General features: G+C 32.4%; 19 protein-coding genes. 12 read left to right on the forward strand and 7 right to left on the reverse strand.

What is annotated here, in order from left to right; translation table 11 throughout:
• Positions 1-91: 91 nt before the first annotated feature.
• Together rplM and rpsI are read left to right on the forward strand one after the other, a co-directional pair.
• On the forward strand, positions 92-538 hold the full coding sequence (gene rplM, locus O3622_RS02445) for a 50S ribosomal protein L13 (protein ID WP_001044624.1): 447 nt from the start codon (positions 92-94) through the stop codon (positions 536-538).
• Positions 539-556: 18 nt separating this feature from the next.
• Complete coding sequence (rpsI, locus tag O3622_RS02450; protein ID WP_000075969.1) at positions 557-949, forward strand: 30S ribosomal protein S9; 393 nt, start codon at positions 557-559, stop codon at positions 947-949.
• 110 nt (positions 950-1,059) lie between these two features.
• Here the strand turns inward: rpsI and O3622_RS02455 are convergent, their stop codons facing one another.
• The 4 genes from O3622_RS02455 to O3622_RS02470 all read right to left on the reverse strand — a co-directional run bounded on the left by O3622_RS02455 (position 1,060) and on the right by O3622_RS02470 (position 5,397).
• Positions 1,060-2,277, reverse strand: coding sequence for a tyrosine-type recombinase/integrase (locus tag O3622_RS02455; RefSeq protein WP_371606969.1), 1,218 nt, complete (start codon positions 2,275-2,277; stop codon positions 1,060-1,062).
• Between the two features lie 69 nt (positions 2,278-2,346).
• Positions 2,347-2,610 carry a helix-turn-helix domain-containing protein gene (locus O3622_RS02460; RefSeq protein WP_061411532.1) on the reverse strand — a complete coding sequence of 88 codons (264 nt, stop codon included), beginning with the start codon at positions 2,608-2,610 and terminating at the stop codon, positions 2,347-2,349.
• Positions 2,611-2,745: 135 nt separating this feature from the next.
• Positions 2,746-4,101 (reverse strand): hypothetical protein, encoded by a 1,356-nt coding sequence (locus tag O3622_RS02465; protein WP_268706816.1) that lies wholly within the window; start codon positions 4,099-4,101, stop codon positions 2,746-2,748.
• 285 nt (positions 4,102-4,386) lie between these two features.
• The gene (locus O3622_RS02470; protein ID WP_268706817.1) at positions 4,387-5,397 is read right to left on the reverse strand and encodes a site-specific integrase; all 1,011 of its coding nucleotides are present in this window, start codon (positions 5,395-5,397) and stop codon (positions 4,387-4,389) included.
• Between the two features lie 1,340 nt (positions 5,398-6,737).
• Between O3622_RS02470 and O3622_RS02475 the strand changes: the two genes are divergently transcribed.
• Entirely contained in the window at positions 6,738-7,853 is a 1,116-nt protein-coding gene (locus O3622_RS02475; RefSeq protein WP_268706818.1) for a hypothetical protein, read from the forward strand.
• Between the two features lie 402 nt (positions 7,854-8,255).
• Complete coding sequence (locus O3622_RS02480; RefSeq protein WP_371606970.1) at positions 8,256-8,675, forward strand: hypothetical protein; 420 nt, start codon at positions 8,256-8,258, stop codon at positions 8,673-8,675.
• Between the two features lie 69 nt (positions 8,676-8,744).
• Here O3622_RS02480 and O3622_RS02485 read toward each other — a convergent pair whose 3' ends face one another.
• Positions 8,745-9,071: a helix-turn-helix domain-containing protein gene (locus O3622_RS02485; protein ID WP_048779593.1), complete on the reverse strand. Its 327-nt coding sequence runs from the start codon at positions 9,069-9,071 to the stop codon at positions 8,745-8,747.
• A 160-nt stretch (positions 9,072-9,231) separates the two neighbouring features.
• On the opposite strand from O3622_RS02485, the gene O3622_RS02490 reads away from it, so the two are divergent.
• The 8 genes from O3622_RS02490 (at position 9,232) to O3622_RS02525 (ending at position 19,290) form a co-directional block, all read left to right on the forward strand.
• Positions 9,232-13,071 carry an SEC10/PgrA surface exclusion domain-containing protein gene (locus O3622_RS02490; protein ID WP_371606971.1) on the forward strand — a complete coding sequence of 1,280 codons (3,840 nt, stop codon included), beginning with the start codon at positions 9,232-9,234 and terminating at the stop codon, positions 13,069-13,071.
• A 143-nt stretch (positions 13,072-13,214) separates the two neighbouring features.
• Positions 13,215-13,586 (forward strand): hypothetical protein, encoded by a 372-nt coding sequence (locus O3622_RS02495; RefSeq protein ID WP_048767722.1) that lies wholly within the window; start codon positions 13,215-13,217, stop codon positions 13,584-13,586.
• Between the two features lie 238 nt (positions 13,587-13,824).
• The gene (gene pezA, locus O3622_RS02500) at positions 13,825-14,301 is read left to right on the forward strand and encodes a type II toxin-antitoxin system antitoxin PezA (protein WP_371606972.1); all 477 of its coding nucleotides are present in this window, start codon (positions 13,825-13,827) and stop codon (positions 14,299-14,301) included.
• Positions 14,301-15,053 carry a type II toxin-antitoxin system toxin PezT gene (gene pezT, locus O3622_RS02505; protein ID WP_371606973.1) on the forward strand — a complete coding sequence of 251 codons (753 nt, stop codon included), beginning with the start codon at positions 14,301-14,303 and terminating at the stop codon, positions 15,051-15,053. The genes pezA and pezT overlap by 1 nt, the downstream gene beginning before the upstream one ends.
• Before the next feature lie 135 nt (positions 15,054-15,188).
• Positions 15,189-16,211, forward strand: a complete 1,023-nt coding sequence (locus tag O3622_RS02510) for a nucleotidyltransferase (protein WP_371606974.1) — start codon at positions 15,189-15,191, stop codon at positions 16,209-16,211.
• Positions 16,212-16,219: 8 nt separating this feature from the next.
• Positions 16,220-17,989: a ThiF family adenylyltransferase gene (locus O3622_RS02515; protein ID WP_268706823.1), complete on the forward strand. Its 1,770-nt coding sequence runs from the start codon at positions 16,220-16,222 to the stop codon at positions 17,987-17,989.
• Entirely contained in the window at positions 17,964-18,452 is a 489-nt protein-coding gene (locus O3622_RS02520) for a Mov34/MPN/PAD-1 family protein (protein ID WP_061411522.1), read from the forward strand. Before O3622_RS02515 ends, O3622_RS02520 begins: the two co-directional genes overlap by 26 nt.
• The gene (locus O3622_RS02525; protein WP_268706824.1) at positions 18,436-19,290 is read left to right on the forward strand and encodes an acyltransferase; all 855 of its coding nucleotides are present in this window, start codon (positions 18,436-18,438) and stop codon (positions 19,288-19,290) included. Before O3622_RS02520 ends, O3622_RS02525 begins: the two co-directional genes overlap by 17 nt.
• Before the next feature lie 324 nt (positions 19,291-19,614).
• On the opposite strand, the gene O3622_RS02530 is transcribed toward O3622_RS02525, so the two are convergent.
• Together O3622_RS02530 and O3622_RS02535 are read right to left on the reverse strand one after the other, a co-directional pair.
• Positions 19,615-21,132, reverse strand: a complete 1,518-nt coding sequence (locus tag O3622_RS02530; RefSeq protein WP_061411518.1) for an ABC transporter ATP-binding protein — start codon at positions 21,130-21,132, stop codon at positions 19,615-19,617.
• Positions 21,116-22,141, reverse strand: a complete 1,026-nt coding sequence (locus tag O3622_RS02535) for a radical SAM/SPASM domain-containing protein (RefSeq protein ID WP_061412089.1) — start codon at positions 22,139-22,141, stop codon at positions 21,116-21,118. Before O3622_RS02535 ends, O3622_RS02530 begins: the two co-directional genes overlap by 17 nt.
• Positions 22,142-22,155: the final 14 nt, after the last annotated feature.

A 22,155-nucleotide genomic window follows, 5' to 3' on the forward strand; every position in this document is an offset into this window, starting at 1 on the left:
CCCCATTTGTAAGGCCCCGGAACCTTTCAAATACCCCGCGGACCGGAACATCCGCCCTGTAAACAAAAACGATATTCATATAGGAGAAATCATGAACAAAACTACATTCATGGCTAAACCAGGCCAAGTAGAACGCAAATGGTACGTTGTTGACGCAACTGATGTACCTCTTGGACGCCTTTCAGCAGTTGTTGCTAGCGTACTTCGCGGAAAAAACAAACCAACATTCACACCACACACTGATACAGGTGACTTCGTAATCGTTATCAATGCTGAAAAAGTTAAATTGACTGGTAAAAAAGCAACTGATAAGATCTACTACACTCACTCAAACCACCCAGGTGGATTGAAACAAATCTCTGCTGGTGAACTTCGTTCTAAAAATGCAGTACGTTTGATCGAAAAATCAGTTAAAGGTATGCTTCCACACAATACTCTTGGCCGAGCTCAAGGTATGAAATTGAAAGTATTCGTTGGAGCTGAGCACACTCACGCTGCACAACAACCAGAAGTTCTTGATATTTCAGGACTTATCTAAGGAAAGGAACAATAAAGTATGTCACAAGCACAATATGCAGGTACTGGACGTCGTAAAAACGCTGTTGCACGCGTTCGCCTTGTTCCAGGAACTGGTAAAATCACTGTTAACAAAAAAGATGTTGAAGAGTACATCCCACACGCTGACCTTCGTCTTGTTATCAACCAACCATTCGCAGTTACTTCAACTGTAGGTTCATACGACGTTTTCGTTAACGTTGTTGGTGGTGGATACGCTGGTCAAGCAGGAGCTATCCGTCACGGTATCGCTCGTGCCCTTCTTCAAGTAGACCCAGACTTCCGCGATTCATTGAAACGCGCAGGACTTCTTACACGTGACTCACGTAAAGTTGAACGTAAGAAACCAGGTCTTAAGAAAGCTCGTAAAGCATCACAATTCTCAAAACGTTAATCAACACGATTATATCAACGTTTCGAAACACTTCATGGTTCACACCATGGAGTGTTTTTTTGATGATTTTTAGCAAAATTCACACCACTTTTCACACCAAATTCACACCATTACTTTTTAAGATTACGAAAGGCAATTTCTCCAACAGCCATTGGGATTACGTTTGAAGTGTTGACATAAGTCTTAGTTGTAATCGTATCACTATGAGTGAGTGCTTCAGAAATAGCTTCCATAGAGGTTCCAGCCTGTTTAGCGAGTGTAGCTCCTGTATGTCGTAATTTATGAGGGGTTGCATGTGCGAGTTCTGGATGACGACGCTTAACAGATTTCATCTTGTTGTTAAGATAATCAGCATGGAGACAACTGTTTACATTTCCCTTTGTATCAATATACGTAAAAACATACTGTTCAGGAGTTTGCATGATGTTAAATGAAGCCAATTCAGATTTTTGTTGCTTCTTCCAAGAATTTAACAAGTCGGTAAGTTCTTGTGGAATCGAAAAAATCGTCTTTTTATTCCCTTTAGTTGACTTTTGATTTTTATATCGATCTAAGGATTGAACCAATTGAATTTGTTGATTTTTGAAATCAATATGTTTCCATTGCAAAGCGTAGCTCTCTGACTTTCTATCTCCTAAAAAGAAGGTAGTATAGAACAAAACATAGTCTTTGAATAGAATTTTTTCAGTCTCCAAATCCTTTTCAAAAGCTGTAAACCATGCTTGAAGTTCTTCTTGAGATAGATATAAATCTTCATCTTTTTTAGATTCCTGTAGCTTGATTTTCTTAGTGGCTTTGATACGGCTTATAGTTTTTGATAGGCGATTAGTTTCGATATATTCCAATTCCTCAGCCCAATCAAAAATAGAGTTAACATAACTTCTGATGACTTTGAAGTTGGCATATTCTTCTGCTTTTTGGGTCAATAGGTTCAAAACAACCTGTTTATTTCGATTGAGAAAATCAATAGGATAATTTCCAAGCAAGGGGAGGATATGTTTTCTAAAAGCAATTTCTGTTCCAACTATGGTTGCTTGAGAAGGTGGTTTTGTGGTAGATGTTGTTTGACCTGCTTTATAGGATTCCCACCAAATATTGTGATAAAAATCGGAAAAGAGGATTGAACCATTTGTTTCCAATGAGGTTGAATCTCCACTAAGAATTTTATCAAACTTATTTTGAAGTTCTAATTCATATTTTTTTGCGTCATTCCTTGTTTTGAACCGTTTTTCAATCACTTTCTTATCAACACCTAGTGAAGGCCTCACTTCCTCAGGAATATAGACACGTAAGCGATAGGTTCCGTTTTTCGTTTTTGTAATTGACATAGTATTCTCCTTTTTTGAATTGAGCTAGAAAATACCATGGTTACATTATAACAAACGACCATAGAATTTCTACTGCTTTTGTAACCAGCGATTGATTTCAGATTTGCTAAAGCGAACAGTTTTACCAATCTTAATGCAAGGCAATCCTTGCTTAATCCACTTGTCTAAAGTATTATTTGTTATATTCAAATACTCACAAGTTTGCTTTTTATTTAAAAAATGATTGGTATTTTCATTAATATCTAAAAATTTATCCAGTTCTTTTTTAACAGTATCTGATATTAGTAATTGAAGTTGCCTAACCATTTCGTCGTCTGGAATAAATAAATTCATAAATAGTCCTGTTTATTTCTTTCTATTAGATTTAAATTTAATTAGTTTGGATTTTTTTAAGTCTTCAAGGGTTGAAGAGTTAAAAAATAGGAAAACGTTGCTGTAGTAATACTTTTCCATTTTTTTAATCAGAATTTATATTAAAATGGAAGAAGTATTTATTTGAATTTCATTTAAAAAAGAATCCAGGGATGAACCAATGTCTTTATCCTTGATTTTATTAACGTCATTAATAAAACTATCTTTTTCTTCATTAGTAAAACTAGGGATTTTAAAAAAATGGAGTTTATTATTTTGATTACTCTTGTAACAACCAAAGTCAAAGATAGTAACAAGATATAGACTATTTAGCATTAAGCTAAAGAGATATAGTACTTGCCATGTAATCATAATAGAAAGAAAATAACTCCCATTTTTCAAATCATTCCTCCTACTTTCTTTAATCAGATTTTTTTTAGTTCTTGCACAGTTTTTTGGATTTACAAATTCAGATGCATCAATAAATAAAAAAATAGATTCATCCAATGTTATTGGATACAAATAATCCATAGCATGATTTAGTTGAGTTTCAAAAAAAGTTTTCATATATCCATCTTTACCTTTTTCTTCATACAATTCTTTTAACTTATTTTGAGTATCTCTTACTGAAGTTTGAACAATTATCTTAAAGTTGCAAAATCCTTTCTTAATCACACTATATACAAATGAATAGAGCTGATCATGGTTTAGTTTATCCAAGTCAGTACTCTTGAATTCACTTTTAATTTTTTGTTCATTCAGTGTCATTTCGTATCTATAAATGCGATATTTACGAGATACGTTTGATTCAATCTGGTTATTATGTTCAGCTTTTGCTGTTTTATCGTAAAGAACATGCAACAAGTTTTCATTTTTTTTGCTTGAAAGAATATGGTGGTCTTCGGGAGTTGAACATTTTGTATAAACTTTTTTATTTACTTGAGATGTATTAGATAGAGCCCTCAATAATAAATTTCTTGTTTGAAAATGAATAATCGCATCAGTAGCAAATGTAAATGAGATTTCCATTTGATGAATCCTAATTGTTGTTGGGATAATCCAAATACCAGTTTGCTGTTTGATTTCCGTTACAACTTTTATTAGTTTCTTTCGTATTGCAGAAATAGAGAGAGTTTCAAAATTGAGACCTCCATGATTCAGTTGTAGTAAGCAATAATTAACAGTATCTCCGATTTCCTTTTTATAAATTTTTCCAATTTCAAGTCTTCCGAATTCCCTTGATTGGATAATTAAATCTTCAATCTGATTTGAATTGTAATTTAATTTTTTAACTTTATCAGGATTCTTTTTGCTGTATTCTATCAGTTTTTCGATGTCAACAATTAGATTTTCACCCAAGTTAAAATCCATGCGATCAAAGCCCCAGAAGGAATTCATTAAAGTAAAACAAGATTGAATTTCTTTCTCATTTAAATGTTTCTGTTCAGTAGAAACTTTAGTATTCCTTTTCATGTTTTAATGTTTCCTTTTTACTATTATTTTTGTTAGGAAGTATATTTTTAATTCAATTTAAATCCCCTATATATAGGTATGCCATTTTTTTGACAGAAAAAGCCTTTTTTTTCAAAAAAAAAAAAGTGAAAAATGGAAGAAATTTTGAAAAAAATAAAATACACAATGTTTAATTGTTAAAAAAAGCGTAATGATAAGGGTTTGGAGAAAAAATTAGGTTTTTCCCTACTTTATTTATTTTTTTATTTCAATGAGAGATATACAATTATTTTTTAGAAGTACTTATTAGTTTGCTTGTGCGATTAACTTGTAAGCATAGGACTTTTGAAACTCTTCTGGTCGATTATGTCCGAGAGCACGTGATACAATTAAACAAGCCTTCCTATCAAGGACAACGCCTTTTAATTCTCCCCGTAGATAAATTTTTTCTTTTTTATCTTTGATATCTTTGGGATCTCTCGCGACAAAAAGATAAAGACGTTTTGCGTATTCAGCACGATATTTATGAGGTTTTAAAGCAGATGGAACTTGAAACACACGCTTTTTACCAGCTAGCTTAAACTCCTCAACAAGCCTCTCTAATTCTTCTTTGTCTCGTGTGATAATCGGAACCCAACGATCTCTAGCTCCTTTTGTTTTATGCTTTTTTCCAATGATTTTAAGATAATATCGGCCATCCTCACGTTGGTAGAGTGAGTCACCAGTAATTGCTTTTAGCTCATTTTTTCGTAGTCCAGTGGCAGATACGATTGAAAACCATCGATTATTCGTTTCTTCAGACATTCTATCGTCATTAGATTTTAAGCGATTATTTTTTTTGTTGGCTCGATATCGAATATCTGTTGCAATAAAAGCAGTAGAAGATACGCCTAAGACTTTAGCTAATGCTGCTTTGTAAGTTGATTGGGTTGGTGCAGAAAGCCCAGTTTTTTTACAATGTTCTAAGTATTGATTTACTAAGTCAATCCATACATCTACATTCTTAGATTTTTCAAGAGCTTTTAAATCTTCGGCAGTGGCTGTTGCAGCAACAAAGGAAGCAAATCTGCTCCAGGATCCAGCGTAGTTATGAAGAGTTCGGTCTGTATGGATTAAATGAATGTCCTCTCCTGTCTTTTTGGATTCATTTCTTTTGATACCTTTTCCCTTCTTGAAGCGCGTGACTAGATTAGTTAATCCCTTTGATTGGATGAATTGTTTACGACCTTCAAAAGTGTTTAGAGCATCCATCTGTTGTTTCTTAGCTTTTTCTCTAGCTTTTCGTCGTTCTGAACGACTACGTTTTTTCTTTGCCATAGTTCTTTCCTTTCTATAGAAGATGATGTTCATTTAAAGAAGATCTTAAGAAAAATCTTAAGGTCTTTTTTATTCAAGTTGAAGTAGTGCAGTGATTTAAAGCTTATATTCACTGATGTAGTATCTTCCCTGTGCTGAGGGCGCTTCTTAATTGATGGCTAAGAAGTTAACCAAGTCATTTTACAACATGACAAGTTGACTCAATTAAAATAATATGTAGAGTTCCATCTTACAGATAAAAATCTGTTGTTTTTTCTTTTTACTCTTTTTCAGGTTTAAATGCTTTGAATTTAGCGACTGAGTTAAGATAGTTTTTTGTATTTGATTTTTAGACTTTTGCTATTTACTTTCGTTCTTATACTTTTATACTTTACTTTGTTATGATCAAAAAATTTTTTTACTGCTATTGACATTACTTTTGTTATCTATACATTTATTTTTTAGTTAGTGAAATACAAAAATTGGTTCTTTCCTAACTCGGCTTAAACCTGCTGTTTCCGCGATAGCTACCTCCTTTTAAATATTAAAAAAAACGTAGCTATTTTGTTACGTCTCTACTTAATCAATCTTTAGTTACTTTTAGTATGCCATAAATTGATAAAAATAAAAAAACAAATTTCATCTCTCTTTTGTGTTATACGGTTTTATTTCGGACTGTGTGTTTAGCGTGACTTTCACATAAGTTTCTGTCAACGCTAAACACACAGAAAAGTTAACGTCGTAACATAAAAAAAGAATTAATGGAAATAGTATTCGAAGGTAAATGCACTAAAGTTTCTTATACAGATTGAAAATTAGAAATCTCAGAAAGTAATTAAAATCATCACATTTTTTAATACGTGTAAAAAATTTGAAATTCAAGGTGTGTCTGATATGTTTAAATTAATTTGTTTATTGATTGTCCCTTTCAAATGCCGAAGAGAATTCAAAAACCTGTCGATTGTAATCACAAAAAAAGTAGGAAGCTATTGAGCAAACAATAAATTTTTTAGTTTGATGAAGAAATTATACTAATATGAAATAAACACATTGAGAACAAGTGTTTCAGTGTGTTTTTGTGGTAAAATATAAAAGATTTGTAAGAAAAACGAACGTATTTTTTAAAAGTATTTGAATTAAGTGTATTGAAAAGTTTCAATCAATATTTAAATTGCTATAAGACTTTATACTAAAAATTGGTTGTAAAATATTAAGAACACAAAACTCAGGAAGATATTTTAAAGAATTAGGGAGAAATAAGTTAGTATTTTAATGAACATTGACATTATTTGTCCATAGGATATGATAAAGTAATTCTGTCAATGAAATCAACATAGAAAAATAAAAGTGAGGATAGATTTATGTTAGAACAGCAAATCAAAAATACATTAAAAGAACCTTTAAAAAAATTGGCTGATACATATCATGATAAAGTAGGTAAAATCAACAACTCCTCGGAACTGTTTGAAATATACAGCCCCTGGAATGATTCAAATATAGAAAAAATGATACACTCTTTTAATGTGGCTTTAAAAACTAATAGTAATAGTTTTTCTTGGTTAGATATTGAGAAAGATTTACCTAATAGCACAGATGTTAATATTAGGTATGGACTTCCAAATCATATAAAAGGAAATATTGATGAAGCAACATTATTTTTATGTTTGGTGAATCCTAATATTGATGAAGTAAAAATCAGTGTGTCAGATGGAGTTCGTACATATTATGAAAAAGCAAGAGAATTGGTTAGTGGAGATGAATCATTAAATATCTTAGACGATCAAGGTAAATTGAAAAGAGATACTAATGAATACATCAAGGAACATATTGTAGATGTTAGAGAAACGAGTAGTATTTTATATAATGAATTAGAAATTGTAAAACAATCTCCTTCAAATAAAGGTACTTATTACCTAGGACATTATTTACCACACTTTATAAAAGAATTTTTAAATAAAAAAGGCTCTTTTAAGAATATTATTCAAAATTTGACTGATGAGTGGGACGAGTTAGAAAAAATGTCGAAAAAAATAGCGAATTTAGAGGCTTTTCCATTCAGAAGTAAAAATCCAAACTACACTTATAAAAATAATAAAAAAGGAACTAACTTTACAAATCTATTGATTGAATCAGACAGTAAAGTTAATTTGTTAAGTGCAAGAGTAATTATTTGGAGAATCATTAAGCATTTAGAGTCATCTGACCATAAACCTATATTTATACTGAGAAGGTTTAATACTTTTTGGTTGCCTACTATATCTAAAGTTTTGCAACACGACCTGAATTTCACAATAGAAGAAACAAATCAAATCATAAACGCTTTAGATGAAGAATATTTTTTTACTGTTAGGAAAAAGGATTACAACGGTCAATCAGGGTATTTTGGGAGAAATTTTTGTAAAAACAATGAAAGAATAAGTGATAGTAGTTTTAAACGTTTAGTTAAAGAAACCTTAGGGGAATATGTGAGAAAGTAAAGTGAGGATGGATTTATATCAACAGTTGTAGATAAAAAAATTCCATATCTTGTTTATTGATGAAGTTCATCTGTTAGGAGGAGCAAAACACCTAACAGATTTGTTAAAACCTTCATCAGATTATAAACTGCAGCCCAAAAACATAGACAAAAAAATTTATCTTCTTGGGCTAAGAGCATTTTATAGTACTTTTTTGAAAAATCGTTTTTTTATTTTTACAAAAAAATGGCATAATAATAGTGAAGAAAAAAAGGCAGTGGTGAACTGTCTTTTTTTGTTCCTCAAAAAAGGAGGTAGCAGATGCTCAAGAACAATCGTTTAATAATATTAGAGAGAGTGAGGCCACCGTGAAAATTCACAGATGAAAAAAACTTTTTTAAATAATAATTTGAGGTAAAATTAATGAAAAATTACAAAAATTATGTGATTAATTTAACTCAACAATATATTTCAGAGTTAATTAATCGAAATGAAGAAATTAATATTAGAATGTTTTATTCAACATTTGAAGAGGATCAGTATATTTCAATCTTGAATGATCAAGATCAAGAAGTATCATTCAATTTTGTAAATGATAGCATTGAAATTGAATTGATTGATCCATTGTGTGAGAAAATTTTGATTACATTTGATACTGTAGAACAGACAGCCAAAGTTCATCAAGTAATTAAATTTCTCTTAGATTTGTTTTTTAAATTCAATTGGCATGAATCAGTTGCAGCGTTATCAGTTGCAGATTTCTGGGAATTGATCAAGAATTACGAGAAAGATAACCTCGATATGACATTTGGTTACCCAAGAATCGCAGGCTCTAATAGCTAATAGCAATATTTTTACGCACAAAAAGAGTGGGAAAGGAATCGTTATTATACTTATCCTTTTCCACTCTTTTTATTTTGTCTCGTTAATAATTGTGTTAATAGCTGAAATGACTTTATTTTGTTTGTACTCTGGTAAAGATTTGATAGTGTCAATAAGCTGTGCTAAATCAGTACTTTCTTCTTTAAGTGTTAAATCAAAAAAGGTTTGTAGATCAACATTTAACGCTTCTATAATTTTCTCAAGCGTACTAATTTTTATATTGGGCTCTAAATTTTCTAACTTATACGCGTAATTGGTGCCAAGATCTGCTTTTTCTTCTAATTGTTCCTGAGTCATTCCTGACTGGGTCCGCAGAATCCGTATTCGTTTGCTTATATACTTTTGTAATTCTGACATTGCTCACCTCTTAAGACTATTTTACAGCCTTATAAGGTTAGGTTCTACTTCTCAAAAGGTTGGATACAACTTTACAAAGTTGCTAAAATATAGTATAATTCGGGTGTTTATAATTATATAGTGATAATTTGTTCAATACTCTATCATAAAGGTGGGAATTATGAAAAAGAAAACGATCAAAGCAACTGTATCTGCTGTATCAATAGCTACAGCTTTTGCGGGAATTTCTGTTGTACAAGCGGATGAAGTAACTGCCACTCAGCCAAATGATTCAACGTTAAGTGCTGAATCGACAACTTCTTCGTCTACAAATATAAAACAAGTAGACGGGGTATTTGTCCATAATGGAGTTGCAATCGTAACGAAAACGCCAAGTTCTGAAATTGTAGACGAAGCAAGAACGATCAAGGAAGAAACGGATAAATCGGTTTCAAATCAAGGAAGTGCATTAGAAAACGCTAAGAATTCGGAAACAGTCGCTGCATCAAAAGTTTCCGATGCAAATGTTGACTTAAAGAATGCTGAGGCAAATAAAGAATCAGCTACGCCGGAAAAAATTGAAAAAACGAAGAATGAAATATCAGAAGTAAAATCTGATATTGAGAAAAAGGAAACATCACAAAAAGATGCATCTGATAAAGTTCTAGAAGCTGGGAAAGAACGTAATCAGCAATCAGATATTATTAAAAAAGATCAAGATAAAATTTCAGAGCAAGAAAAGAAAGTTTCGACAGCTGAGGAAGCAGTAGCAACTGCACAAAAAAATCTTGATGGTACTGGAGCATCGAAAATCATTGCTGAAAGAGACAAAGCAAAAAGTGATGTAGTTGAAAAAGAATCAGCAGAATCAGCAGCGAAAAAGGCTTTGGGAAATGCAATTAACGAAGACAAAAATAAAGCTGAAGAACTCAGTAAAACTTCTGCTGATGAAAGAACGCAGCTTAGTGCTAGTCAAGTTTCTGCTAAACAGTTAGCAGATGCTAAAAAGGTTGCAGAAGAAGCAGCGAGTGCATTAGTGAAGGCTCAAAAAGAGAAAGAAACTGCTCAGAAGGTTCTAGACGGTACTGGCGTTGAAGAAATTGTGGCAGAACATGATGCTGCTAAGAAAAATTTAGATGCTAAAGCAGCAACTGAAAATACAGCCAAACAGGAACTGGATCGTGCCAAAGAAGCAGATGATAAAAAAGCTACTGCACTAAAAAATGCAAAATCTATTGAAGCAGATCAAATAAAGAAAAGCCAAGAAACAGCGACAAACTTGTCATCTGCTGAAGAAAAACAAAAACAAGCACAAGAGAATCTAAAGAAAGCTCAAGAAAATAAGGTTTCAGCGCAAAGTAATCTTGATGCTTCTGAATCGCAACTTGCCCAAACAATCGCAAATCGTGATAGCAAAGCAAAGGATTTAGCAAATAAACAAAATAGTAAGATTAGTGCAGAAGAGGAGCTCAAAACAGCTAAAGAAAATGATGCTAAGAAAGCTTCGGAAATTTCAGCTTTAACTACTAAGAAAAACCAAGAAGAGGCAAAAGTAAATGAAACTTCAAATGAGCTAGCGAGTGCTACATCAGCAGCTCGGGAAGCAAAAGAGAATAAAGAGAAGGCTGATCAAGCGGTTGAAACGCTCAATAAACAAATTGCAGCAATTAAAAATCTCACTATTCCTCAATTGCCTCAGGATGTCATTGATGCCTACAAGGCTTATCTTGCCGATGACTCAGATGCAAATAAAAATGCATTAAACGACGTTATTCAAAAATGGTTCACCAGTAGTAAATATGATTTTGGAACTCCAGAAACAGAATATTCTCCCGAACACCAAAATATTGTTATCAAAGGTTGGCCGAACAAAAATATTGTATTACCCCTTGATGAATCTGTTGTCGATTTGGATAACCTAACCGAGAATCAAATTGAAGCTTTGAGTCAATATTATGTGCTTCTCGCAAATAATCTGCAAGACCAAGTTTGGGGTAGTCATCATTATATTGTCACTGAAGAATCTATTCAGGGTGTCAAAAATATTGCAAAAGCCTATGCTGAAGAAAATAAACCATATAGCACAAGTCACAGCGATACTGCTCTAGCGAAAGATGGATTAGATTCCATCGTATGGACTGAAGAAAACATGAGTTATGATAATACTTTGTTGGGTTATGGTGCGTATTATTCAGAAGCTAAAGAAACTCGTAAAGCAACAATGTCTCAATTGTATCGCGAGGTATATGATGCTGTAATAAGTTTTATGACAAATGATGTTCATGCTTATTTTGGACACATGAAACTTATGATTGGGCAGAAAGCTCCTACAAATATTCGGGCAATTGGAGCTGCAAATAGTTTCACACCAAGTGGTGTTGGACGCATGCACTTTATTGAATTCAAAGGTCAAGATGCACATCTTGAATATGTTAAAGATGAACAAACTGGTGAATACCATTTTGTAAATGTTGACGATTATTATGATAAAGGGATTGCCAAACCTCTAGCTACTCCATTTGATACTTCAAAAATGGAAGATGAATTAACAGCTGATAAAGCTAAACAGGCCGCAGCAAATACAGCAAATAATTCTGCACAGAATCGTTTGGAAAAAGCTAAATCAGAAAATGATTCAAGTACAAAAGCTCTCAAAGAAACGACAGCAAAATTAGATGCTTTGAAAGCTACTCCTGACCAAACACCTGCAGCTACTACTAAATTGGAAATCGCTACACAAAATTATAATGAAGCACAAATCCAATTTAATAAAGCTCAAGATGCACTCGATCAATTAAATGCTCATATTCAAAGCAAGCGTCAAGCTTTAGCAAATGCAAAAGATAATTTAGACCAGGCCACAATAGCTGAAGTAAAAGCTAAATCTGATCTTGAAAAAGCAAAAGTAGAAAATCAAAATGCGAATCAAAATCTGAAACAAACTCAAAAACTAGTAGCAGAATTGATGTCAGTTCCTGATCAAACTCCAGGTGCACAGAAGAAATACGACAATGCGAAACAACTAAAAGAAGAAGCTGAAACAAGATATATCAAAGCCCAAACAGCTCTGGATAACTTAAATGCAGACCTTCAAGTTAAGCAAAAAGCATTAGAAACTGCAAAAGAGGAGCTTGAAAAAGCAAGAGTAGCAGATAAGACAGCAAGAAACAATTTAGATGAAGCAACAAAAATTCATGAAGAACATTTGGCAGCCTTAAATGCTACACGTCAAATGATTGCAAGATTAAACTCAATCTCTGATAAGACACCTCTTGCACAAAAGAATTTAGATGAAGCTTCTAAACAATTGATTGCTGCCAAGACTCGTTACGCAAAAGCACAAAAAGCAGTTGAAAATCTTAATGCAGACATTCAAACAAAACAAAAAGTTTTAGCAGATGCGCGTGCAGAATTGGATAAAGAACTTAAAGGTCTTTCAAATCTGAAAGCTGAAAAAGCTACTGATGAAGCAGAACTCAGAAACCGTCAGAATAAAGTTGAAGAGTTAAAAGCCAAAGAAAATCAAATTAAGGATGAAATTTCTAAATTTAAGACTCACTTAGTTGCTTTAGAAACACTTTTAGATCATCTTGAAAATACAGATGTATATTTGAAAAAAGCAAAAGAAGCATATGACAATACTGTTGAAGAGCATCGTTTAGCACTTGAGAATGTAGCAAGAGAGGAAGCTAAACTTAAATCACTTCTACAAGATCAATTGGATGCAACTGCACAATATGAAGCTGTTAGAGAAGTCTATTTAAATACTCGTACAAGACAAAGCGAAGTCTTTAACGATAAAGTAGATCAAAAGATGATTTCTCTGAATCCTGCGTTAGAAAAGAGTATACCAGAAAGTACTTCTAACGAACGAGTATATAGCTATGCTGGAAATCAAGCTAAATATGCTGCAAATAGAGCCTTGCCTAATACAAGTTCAATTGAGAATTGGTTAGTGTTTGCAATGGGAATTGTTCTTTGTAGTTTTGGTATTTCAGTATCACGGAAACATCGTGATTAATAAAAGCTGGTTAAGTATTTCTTATTGTAGTAGTGAATAAAAGTTTATCATTCAAAATTTGATTTTTTACTAATGATTTTAGTGAAACTAGGTATATGAAAAAAAATAATAAATATCTTTAGATATTTATAGGAGGAAAAATAATGAAAAAAATTATTGCTTTGGTTGTTTTAGTACTTGCGGTTGCCGGTGGGGTATTCTTTTTCTTGAATCAAAATTCAGGACCAGAGAAGCAAATTATTGGTACTTGGTATGATAGTAAACACGATTCAACTATCGTTTTCAATAGCGATAAAACACTAGAAGTAACAAATAATAAAGACGAATCTAGAGATGGAACTTGGAAAATCGCTGGGAAATACGTCAAAATAAAGGTTTCTAGTGCAGCGAGTGCTAAAGCTGAATTACCTGGAAAAGATGAAAAAGAAGTAAAATATTTAAAGATTCAATTTAATTCAATTGAAACTGTTAACAGTGATTTTCGTGTAGCAGACGGAACTTTTGAAAAACAGTAATATAATTTAAGTATCTATTCTCAATGACAGAAAAAACTGTTATTTTTGTAAGCCATCATCTAGATGAAAATATAAGATCTCTTTTTGATAAAATTATATATTTGGATTAGTTTTAACATACTGAGATCAGTAGGTTAGATTGAAGAAAGATTCATCTACCAGATTTAAAAACGCACCAATAATGGTGCGTTTTTAAATTATTAATGCTATAATAGAAATAAATAAAAGGAGGACTCTCATGATCGGAGAAAATATTAAAGCGTTACGTAAAACATATGACCTAACCCAGCCTGAGTTCGCAAAGATTGTTGGCATCTCTCGAAATAGCCTGAGTCGTTATGAAAACGGGACAAGTTCAGTTTCGACAGAATTAATAGATCGTATTTGTCAGAAATTTAATGTTTCTTATATCGATATTGTAGGAGAGGAAAAGATGCTCACGCCAGTAGAAGATTATCAGTTAACTCTGAAAATTGAAGTGATTAAAGAACGAGGGGCGAATATCTTAGCGCAACTTTATCGTTTACAAGATGAACTAGAAATTGCATTTGATGATGCTAATAATCCTTGGGTTCTAATAAGCGATGATCTTTCTGATTTGATTAACACGAAGATTTATCTTGTTGCAACTTTTGAGGATGTGGAGCGATATAATGGCTATTTGGATGGCATTGAACGTATGTTAGAACAAGCTCGTCATCTGGTGGTGGCTTAATGAAACTAGAAGAATTTAGTCAAGATGATTTTGAACGAGCATCCAGACGACTCGTTCGTTCTTTAACTCGTGGTAAAACAACTTCGTCTCAGCCCAAGGCTATCTTGCTAGGTGGACAGAGTGGTGCTGGGAAAACAACGATTCATCGTGTGAAACAAAGGGAATTTCAAGGGAATCTCATTATCATTGATGGAGATAGTTATCGCTCTTTTCATCCGAACTACCTTGGCCTACAGGAAAAGTATGGAAAAGATAGTGTGGATTATACTAAAGTATTTGCGGGTCGGATGGTTGAATATCTCGTAGATGAATTGAGTAAACAAGGTTATCATTTGTTAATCGAGGGCACCTTGAGAACAACAGAAGTTCCTAGAAAAACGGCACAATTATTGATAATTAGAGGATATCAAGTCTCACTTGCACTAATTGCGACCAAGCCAGAATTGTCCTATCTCAGTACCTTGATACGTTATGAGGAGCTCTATGCTATAGATCCTAGTCAAGCTAGAGCGACTCCCAAAGAACACCATGATGGAATTGTAGAACATTTAGTTGATAACTTACGAGAGTTAGAAAATGACAATATTTTTAATCAAATTCAAATTTATCAAAGAGACCAATCGTGTGTTTATGATTCGGAAGTAGATCAAATCTCAGCAGCAGAAGTTTTACAAGAATGCCTCTTCGGAAAATGGAGTAAGGTGGAGGAAGAGATGTTGAAGATGAGTCAGGAACGGTTGAGAGAGTTGTGATGGAAGAACGGTAATAGTGGTATTTTCTAAAATCATATTTAGGTAAGATAATTAATTAATTGGAAACTCAAGAAATAATCGTATAAAGTGATATAATAAAAGCTAGATATAACAATTTAATTTAAGGAGGGACTCATGCCAACTATACAGTCACAGTTTATTAAATTTCACGATACCATTAAGCTAGATGCTGACGACAAAAAGGTATTAATTGACAAACGTAAAGAGGTTGAAGAAGCAATAAATAAAGGTGTTTCAGAATTTGGAAAAAGCTTTTTCAATCAAGGAAGTTACTCAACTCACACGGGTATTTTGCCAATTGATGAAGGGGATTATGACTTAGATAGAGGTTTAAAAATCGATGTTGATAGATATTCGTATTCTCCTAAAGAGGTAAAGAATTTTATTTTTGATGCATTAGTCTCCGAATTTGGTGAAAATAGAGTTAAAGTAAAAAATCCATGTGTGACAGTATCATTTCCTGAAGATAGTGTTCATATTGATATAGCGGTGTATTGTACTGAAAATGATAACTATTTTTTAGCCAGTGGAAAACTGAATAGTACTGATGAAAACATTAAATGGGAGGAAGCGGATCCTGTAGAATTAACGAAAAAAATTAATAATGCTATGGAGAACTCCGAAGACAGAAACCAATTTCGGAGAGTAATTCGTTACTTAAAAAGATGGAAAGATCTCAAATTTAAAAATCAAGATAATAGACCGACAGGCATTGGGATTTCAGTTTTTGCTGTCAATAATTTTTCTGTAAGCAAAAAAGTAGACTATTTATCTGGGAACACTACTTATGATGATATTTCAGCTTTAAGAAATTTAGTAAATACTATGATTAATTCATTTTCGAATATTTATGATGTTGATAGAAACTTATTTTATCCGAGATTAGAGGTTTTCTTACCGGTTAAGCCATATACTGATGTATATGAAAGGGTATCAAATATACAAATGGAAGCCTTTAAGAATAAATTAGAAAAATTGAGAGATTCACTAGACGAAGCAATAGATTCTACTGATTTAAGTGAGTCTACAAAAATATTGAGTAAACAGTTTGGTGATGATTTTCCTGTTATTGAACAAAAAGAGACAGCAGAAAACTTTGGAACTCGAGCTATAATCAGTGATTATCCGAGTGCTTAGAGGCGCGTATGTTAGAAAAAGAAGAAATATTCCAGATGTACTTTGACGAAATACCTTCAGAGAACTTGGAGTCCGAAGATAAGGAATGCTATTTTTATCAATACAAAAAATTTACCTTAAAAATTATCGTTTCTAATGACTTTCCCCACTCACTTCCTGAAATATACCTTTCAAATTATAAGGGTTTTAATAAATGGTATAGCCATGTCGGTTCCGAAGGGAAATTGTGTTATATTTCAGAAGATAATTTAATTTGGGATTTTAATAATCCACTTGGATTATTAAAAGATTGCTGTGAAAAAGTAAAGGAATTACTGGATAGTTGGGATACACCCAAAATGACCGAAGACCTCAGGAAAGAGTTTTTGTCATATTGGCATATCAGTTGTTTGAAGTCAAAAACGAAATATATAGATATTCAAAGTTATTTATCTAGGGTCAGTACATTTGAGAAACATGAATTGGTCCTGTCAAATCAGAAATACCATCTTTTTAATTATGGTTCACAACTCAAAGAGAGTGTTGCACTACAATCTAAAAAAAGCAGAGATGTTTATATACTTCCACTTAAAGATTCGAATTCTGTGATTCCTCCTAATCCCCTGAATGAACTAACGGAAGCAACATTTAAGAAATTGATTACAGGAAATCTATCTTCGGGGGTTAGACGCCGCTTCCAAAAGTGGTGTAAAATGAAACGAAAGTCATTCATATTAATTTTATCACTTCCTATATCTGATAATGATTATGTTTTGTTTGGTGCGAGTTTTGAGTCTGGAACTTCCAAATATCCATTTAAAATTGATAATAAGGTACCACAAAAAAATAAAGATAGAAAAAGAATTGGTTCTAAGGCTAAGAAGTCAAAAAATGGGAGTTTCAAGATTACTCCAGTATATGTTACAAGATTTGACAAGGAGTATAGAGTGAGTAGGACATCCCAAGAATATGATTTTCTGAATAAAAAAGTAGTCATTATTGGACTTGGATCTGTAGGATCATTTGTTGCAAACAATTTATCTAAAATGGGTATAGCGAAACTTCTTTTAATAGATCCTGATTTTTTAACGGTAGATAACATTTCAAGGCACTACTTAGGTATGGATAGTGTAATAGACAATATTCAAAAAGTAGACGCTTTAGAAGATAAATTGAAAAAAGAAAATCCTGATTTAGAAATTGAATGTGAGGGTATCCGATTTCAAGAAATAGTTCGAAAGAATCCAAATTTATTTCATGAATATGATTTTGTTTTTTCTTGTGTCGGAGATACTAAAACAAATTTTGAAATTAATCATTTTTTCAGAAAGATTGGAAAAACGGTATTGTATTGCTGGTTAGATCCATATGGAGTTGGGTATCATAACCTACTAGTTTCTCCACAAAATAATGGATGCTATATGTGTATGAATTATGAAGATGGGCATCTTGTTAATAATAGAGCCTCTTTTGCAGAGAAAAATCAAATATTTGAAAAGCGTCTAGCTAGCTGTTATTCTTCATTTATTCCTTATAATGTTATTGCGCCTAGTTCTTTGGCAAATAAAGCTATAGAAGTATATTTACAGTACTTGTATGGAGAATTTTCTTCTGAAAACAGATTAGTATCAGAAATTGGTTCAGATAAACAGTTTGGAAAAGAAGGGTTTACATATAGTGTTCGATACTACAATTGTTTAAAAAATAGTGATTTATTAAATGTTGCTTTAAGAACAAATACATCTTGTCCAGAGTGTAACGGAGAGTATAAAGTTGATATATGTAAATCTGAACAATAAATATCAAATTGTAATACCATCTGATATTTTAAATTCATTACTAGAGTTTAGACAACTGGGTTTTGAACCTGAAGCAGGTGGTATTTTTGTTGGTAAGAGACTTTTAAATAATTCGATACTTATTGTAAATTTTTCAGAACCACAGGATAATGATTTAAGAAGTAGATTTAAATTTTCAAAAACTTCTCCAAACCATCAGAAATTTGCAGATGATTATTTTGGTAAAAGTTCAGGTTTCATAAGCTTAATTGGAGAATGGCATACCCATCCTGAAGATATACCTACTGCATCTATTGTTGACATTCAATCATGGGAAAAAATTATATCAGATAATGATGATAGATTATTCTTCTTGATAATTGGGCTTCAGGCTGGTAGATTCTACTATAGGGAATCAAATGAGTGGCAATCCACTCTAATCTATTTTAAGGATGTATTGAATACGTATGGATTTAAAAAATAAATCATTTAAGAAATGCTTTTTTTGGTCTCAAAAATTTTGTTTACCATTGGTATTAATTTTTCTATTTCCAATTCTTATTTGCTATTTGATTGGGAAGAGTTTGACACTAGTTGAAGTTGAAAAAATATCAAATACCAATTTTTTTACAAGAACTATTTTTGAAATAACTCCTGATAATTCTACCGCTACTTATATAGTTCTTTATTTATTAATATCTACTTCATTATTAATGATTTTTAGAAAAAACAATGCAGAGCGAACATTTAATGATGGTCATTCTGTATATCTTCATAACTGTTATAAAAGACTGTGGGTTGCTGCAAATATATTAGGTTATCGAAAGTTACAACTTATAGGTGTATCAATACCAATGCAGTTTGAACTTATTATTAATGGAGTTTTCTCAGAATTTATATCGGAATCATCTGTTATGCAATATGATGAATTTGAAGGAGAAATTGTTGTTGAGTATCCAATTGAAAACAAAAAGAATAAAGTTGTCAATTTATTAGTATGTGATACATATGATATTCCTTTAGAAAAATTAGCATCTGACTATTTGGAAAATACAACAGTAAAAATTTCATCGCAACAAAAGTATAGTGGTAACAGATATAACAATCCTCAATTAGTTAGTACAGTCCGAGAAGAAACGCAGAAAATAATTAACGCCTATAAAGAGGTTAATCTTTTTATGACAACAAATCCTTTAAATACACAAAAAATAGTAGGGACTTCATTCTTAATATTAGATAGATCAAGTTTTGATAGAGTATCGGTTATACAGATGGATGAAAGAAAACTCTATAATGATTCGTTTATAATATACGAGAGATAGTTAGGTATCACAATTAGACTAGATTGTCCTCATATACTATTTTTAACAATCATCGGAAAAAAGGTTTTGGCTTTTGGATATTTGTTCTCGAATTTCGATATTTGATTTACTTACAAAAAGTTTATTAGGTTATTTTGTACAATTTGTGGTTTGTATTAGCATCATATCTTTAATAATAAGAGCTATTTGAGAAATAAAACGGTAAGCTAGAAATTACTAGCCTACCGTTTTGTTGTAATGTGAAAGTATTTAATTATGTAAAAGATGAAAAATTAGAAATACAAGTTAGATCTGGGAACATGCTATATTATGGTTGCTATAAGTTTACTTGCTTTTTTCAACGAGCAGTTCTCCAGATTTAATTTCCCAGACTTGGTCAAAGTTCTTTAGTGCTTCATTTTGTCGGTGTAAAGTAACGATGACAGCACACGGTAAGTCTAGTACTTTTTTCAATTCTGACTCGAACAGGTTATCATCTAATGCTGAAAAAGGTTCATCCATAATAACCAATGGACTCTTACGATTTTTCTCCCGATTGAGGTACATACGTTGCTGTTGACCACCTGAAAGGGACTGAGGAGGTATTACTTCAAACTCCGCATCCTTAAACTCTGCAGGAAAAGTATTGAATAATGTTATATTATTTGCATAACTAGAGATGAAGCTATGCTCTTGTTGCATAATCAGGCCAAATCTCCCCCAAAGCTGATTAAGAGGAAGACCGTTCAGGAGGATCTCACCTTGGAAATCTTCATCCGTACCATTTAAAATATTGAGTAGGCTACTCTTACCAGATCCGTTCTCTCCTATGAGGGCGATCTTATCACCTTTGTGAATGGTGGCAGAAGAAATCTTCAATGTTGATTCTCCAAGTTGTTTAGAAAGATTCTTCAATGTGATCGTTTCAAAAGAAGGCTGTGGTGCTTGGATTGAAGATGGATGCTTAACAATACTTTGAAAGCTTTTGATTACGGGTTTTACCGACTCCAACATTTGCAGATCGTAAAGGATTTCTTGAATTGGTTCCGAGAAGGCTGTAATATAACCAAAACTAGCCACCACCTCAGGTATACCAATTTGCTGATGATATAGAGAGTAAGCTAGATAGGAAAAGAGAATAAGGCTAATGAATTCAAAAGAAATACCTGTCAATAGAATACCTATAATTTTAGTCAAACCATACCCAAGATACTTATCCTGCAAGTTTTTGAGAGAGCTTCTTTGTTGCTCTATAAAATGAGGTAGACTGAGTTTGTTAACTAGGTGATGTCCTCGGAATAGATCCTCCAATGTCCGATAATAATCACTTTGCTTTTCAAGATAGGTTGTTCTACGCTTCGCGGTCAATTGACCGACGATCTTTGGAATTTGAATACTGATGGCCGTTGAAATCAGTAGGATCAGTGCCACTATAGAATTGATCGTTCTGGTAATAATAATGGTATAAATCAAAATTCGCAGAATCTGCTTAAAAAAACTCATCAGTGGAGGTAGATAATCTTTTTCCAGTGAATCAAGGTCATTAGATTGATAAGAAATGTATTCTGCGACTGTTTTCTGCTTAAAATCATGGTGGGCAAGTCCTAAAAGAGATTGAAACCAGTCGTTCTTTAGATTTGTCGAAAAGAGAATGGCCTGTTTCCAGTCAAGTCGCATTTGGATATAGTTGCAGGTCAGGTAACCTATAACTGAGATGCAATAACCAGACAAAGCAATTTGATAGTGGCCACGAATTAACTCTTGTGTAAAGTATGGAAGAAGAGCAGTACAAATATTGGACAGTCCACTAAAGAGAAAATTAAAGAAAAGATACCAGCGAAGAGGCTTAAGGTATTGAAGCATAGACGAAACTCCTTGCTAGTGCTGTTTTTTTACATATTTCAGAGCAATTTCTGCTGTTACCTGTTTCGGACAAAGCAATCCCAGGGCATTGAGTGCAATAATTAGCAATCGTACAAGTACTACAACTTTTGCTATCTTTTAAAGAATATGATGCTATCTTGTTAAACATTGATTTATTCCATATTTCTTTTATAGAAGCGTTATAGATATTTCCAATACTTATACTATAAAGAGAACATGGTTGTACTGAACCTAAACAAGTTATATAAAGAGATACTTGCACAGAACTACAAGTTAGAAAGTTTTCGTTTTTATCTATAAAACGGACACCGTTTATTATATCTATCTTTTTCTGTATTGAAATAAGTTGTTTAAGAGTTAATGATTTTACTCTAACTTTATTGTTGACGGTACCCCTTCTGGGTACAATTTGAGTGTCAACTTTATATTTAAAATTATTTTTCTTACAGAATTCAAATACATCATCTATTGAATGTATATTCTGTTCGAATAGTGGGGTTTTGATTTCTATTTGAATGCCAAATTCTTCCAACAATTCCAGATTTTGAAGGCATTTTTTCAAAGAGCCTTTTTTATTTGTAATACGATCATGAATCACTTCATCCATAGAAAATATTGTACAAGAAATATAATCAATATAAAGGGTTGAAAGAGTCTTAATACTCTGTTTATTCAACATTGATATATTTGAATAGACAATAACATTGAAGAACATTTCCCTAGCTAGTTTTATATATTTCATAGCATTGGGATGAGCAAATACTTCTCCCCCAGTAAAAACAATTTCAAATGTCCCCATTTCTCGTAATTGAATTAATAAATTTCTAAAAGTAACTTCATCAAATCCTTTTTGAGTATATTCTGAAATATAGCAATGTTCGCATCTCCAATTACAAAAAGAGGTGATTTCAATTGTTACTGAATATAAATTTTGATTCTCTCTATATATTTTTATAATATCTGTTATATCTTTTATAGTTTTATCCATACAAATCATAACCC

The sequence above is a fragment of the Streptococcus sp. 27098_8_51 genome (genome assembly GCF_041432205.1).
Classification (GTDB): domain Bacteria; phylum Bacillota; class Bacilli; order Lactobacillales; family Streptococcaceae; genus Streptococcus.

Coding starts and splice junctions, on each gene's coding strand:
- O3622_RS02490 (WP_371606971.1), top strand. CDS start 9,232: ATGAAAAAGAAAACGATCAAAGCAACTGTATCTGCTGTATCAATAGCT.
- O3622_RS02515 (WP_268706823.1), top strand. CDS start 16,220: ATGTTAGAAAAAGAAGAAATATTCCAGATGTACTTTGACGAAATACCT.
- O3622_RS02460 (WP_061411532.1), bottom strand. CDS start 2,610: ATGAATTTATTTATTCCAGACGACGAAATGGTTAGGCAACTTCAATTA.
- O3622_RS02480 (WP_371606970.1), top strand. CDS start 8,256: ATGAAAAATTACAAAAATTATGTGATTAATTTAACTCAACAATATATT.
- O3622_RS02510 (WP_371606974.1), top strand. CDS start 15,189: ATGCCAACTATACAGTCACAGTTTATTAAATTTCACGATACCATTAAG.
- O3622_RS02470 (WP_268706817.1), bottom strand. CDS start 5,397: ATGGCAAAGAAAAAACGTAGTCGTTCAGAACGACGAAAAGCTAGAGAA.
- pezA (WP_371606972.1), top strand. CDS start 13,825: ATGATCGGAGAAAATATTAAAGCGTTACGTAAAACATATGACCTAACC.
- rplM (WP_001044624.1), top strand. CDS start 92: ATGAACAAAACTACATTCATGGCTAAACCAGGCCAAGTAGAACGCAAA.
- O3622_RS02475 (WP_268706818.1), top strand. CDS start 6,738: ATGTTAGAACAGCAAATCAAAAATACATTAAAAGAACCTTTAAAAAAA.
- pezT (WP_371606973.1), top strand. CDS start 14,301: ATGAAACTAGAAGAATTTAGTCAAGATGATTTTGAACGAGCATCCAGA.
- O3622_RS02465 (WP_268706816.1), bottom strand. CDS start 4,101: ATGAAAAGGAATACTAAAGTTTCTACTGAACAGAAACATTTAAATGAG.
- O3622_RS02530 (WP_061411518.1), bottom strand. CDS start 21,132: ATGCTTCAATACCTTAAGCCTCTTCGCTGGTATCTTTTCTTTAATTTT.
- rpsI (WP_000075969.1), top strand. CDS start 557: ATGTCACAAGCACAATATGCAGGTACTGGACGTCGTAAAAACGCTGTT.
- O3622_RS02525 (WP_268706824.1), top strand. CDS start 18,436: ATGGATTTAAAAAATAAATCATTTAAGAAATGCTTTTTTTGGTCTCAA.
- O3622_RS02485 (WP_048779593.1), bottom strand. CDS start 9,071: ATGTCAGAATTACAAAAGTATATAAGCAAACGAATACGGATTCTGCGG.
- O3622_RS02495 (WP_048767722.1), top strand. CDS start 13,215: ATGAAAAAAATTATTGCTTTGGTTGTTTTAGTACTTGCGGTTGCCGGT.
- O3622_RS02455 (WP_371606969.1), bottom strand. CDS start 2,277: ATGTCAATTACAAAAACGAAAAACGGAACCTATCGCTTACGTGTCTAT.
- O3622_RS02535 (WP_061412089.1), bottom strand. CDS start 22,141: ATGGATAAAACTATAAAAGATATAACAGATATTATAAAAATATATAGA.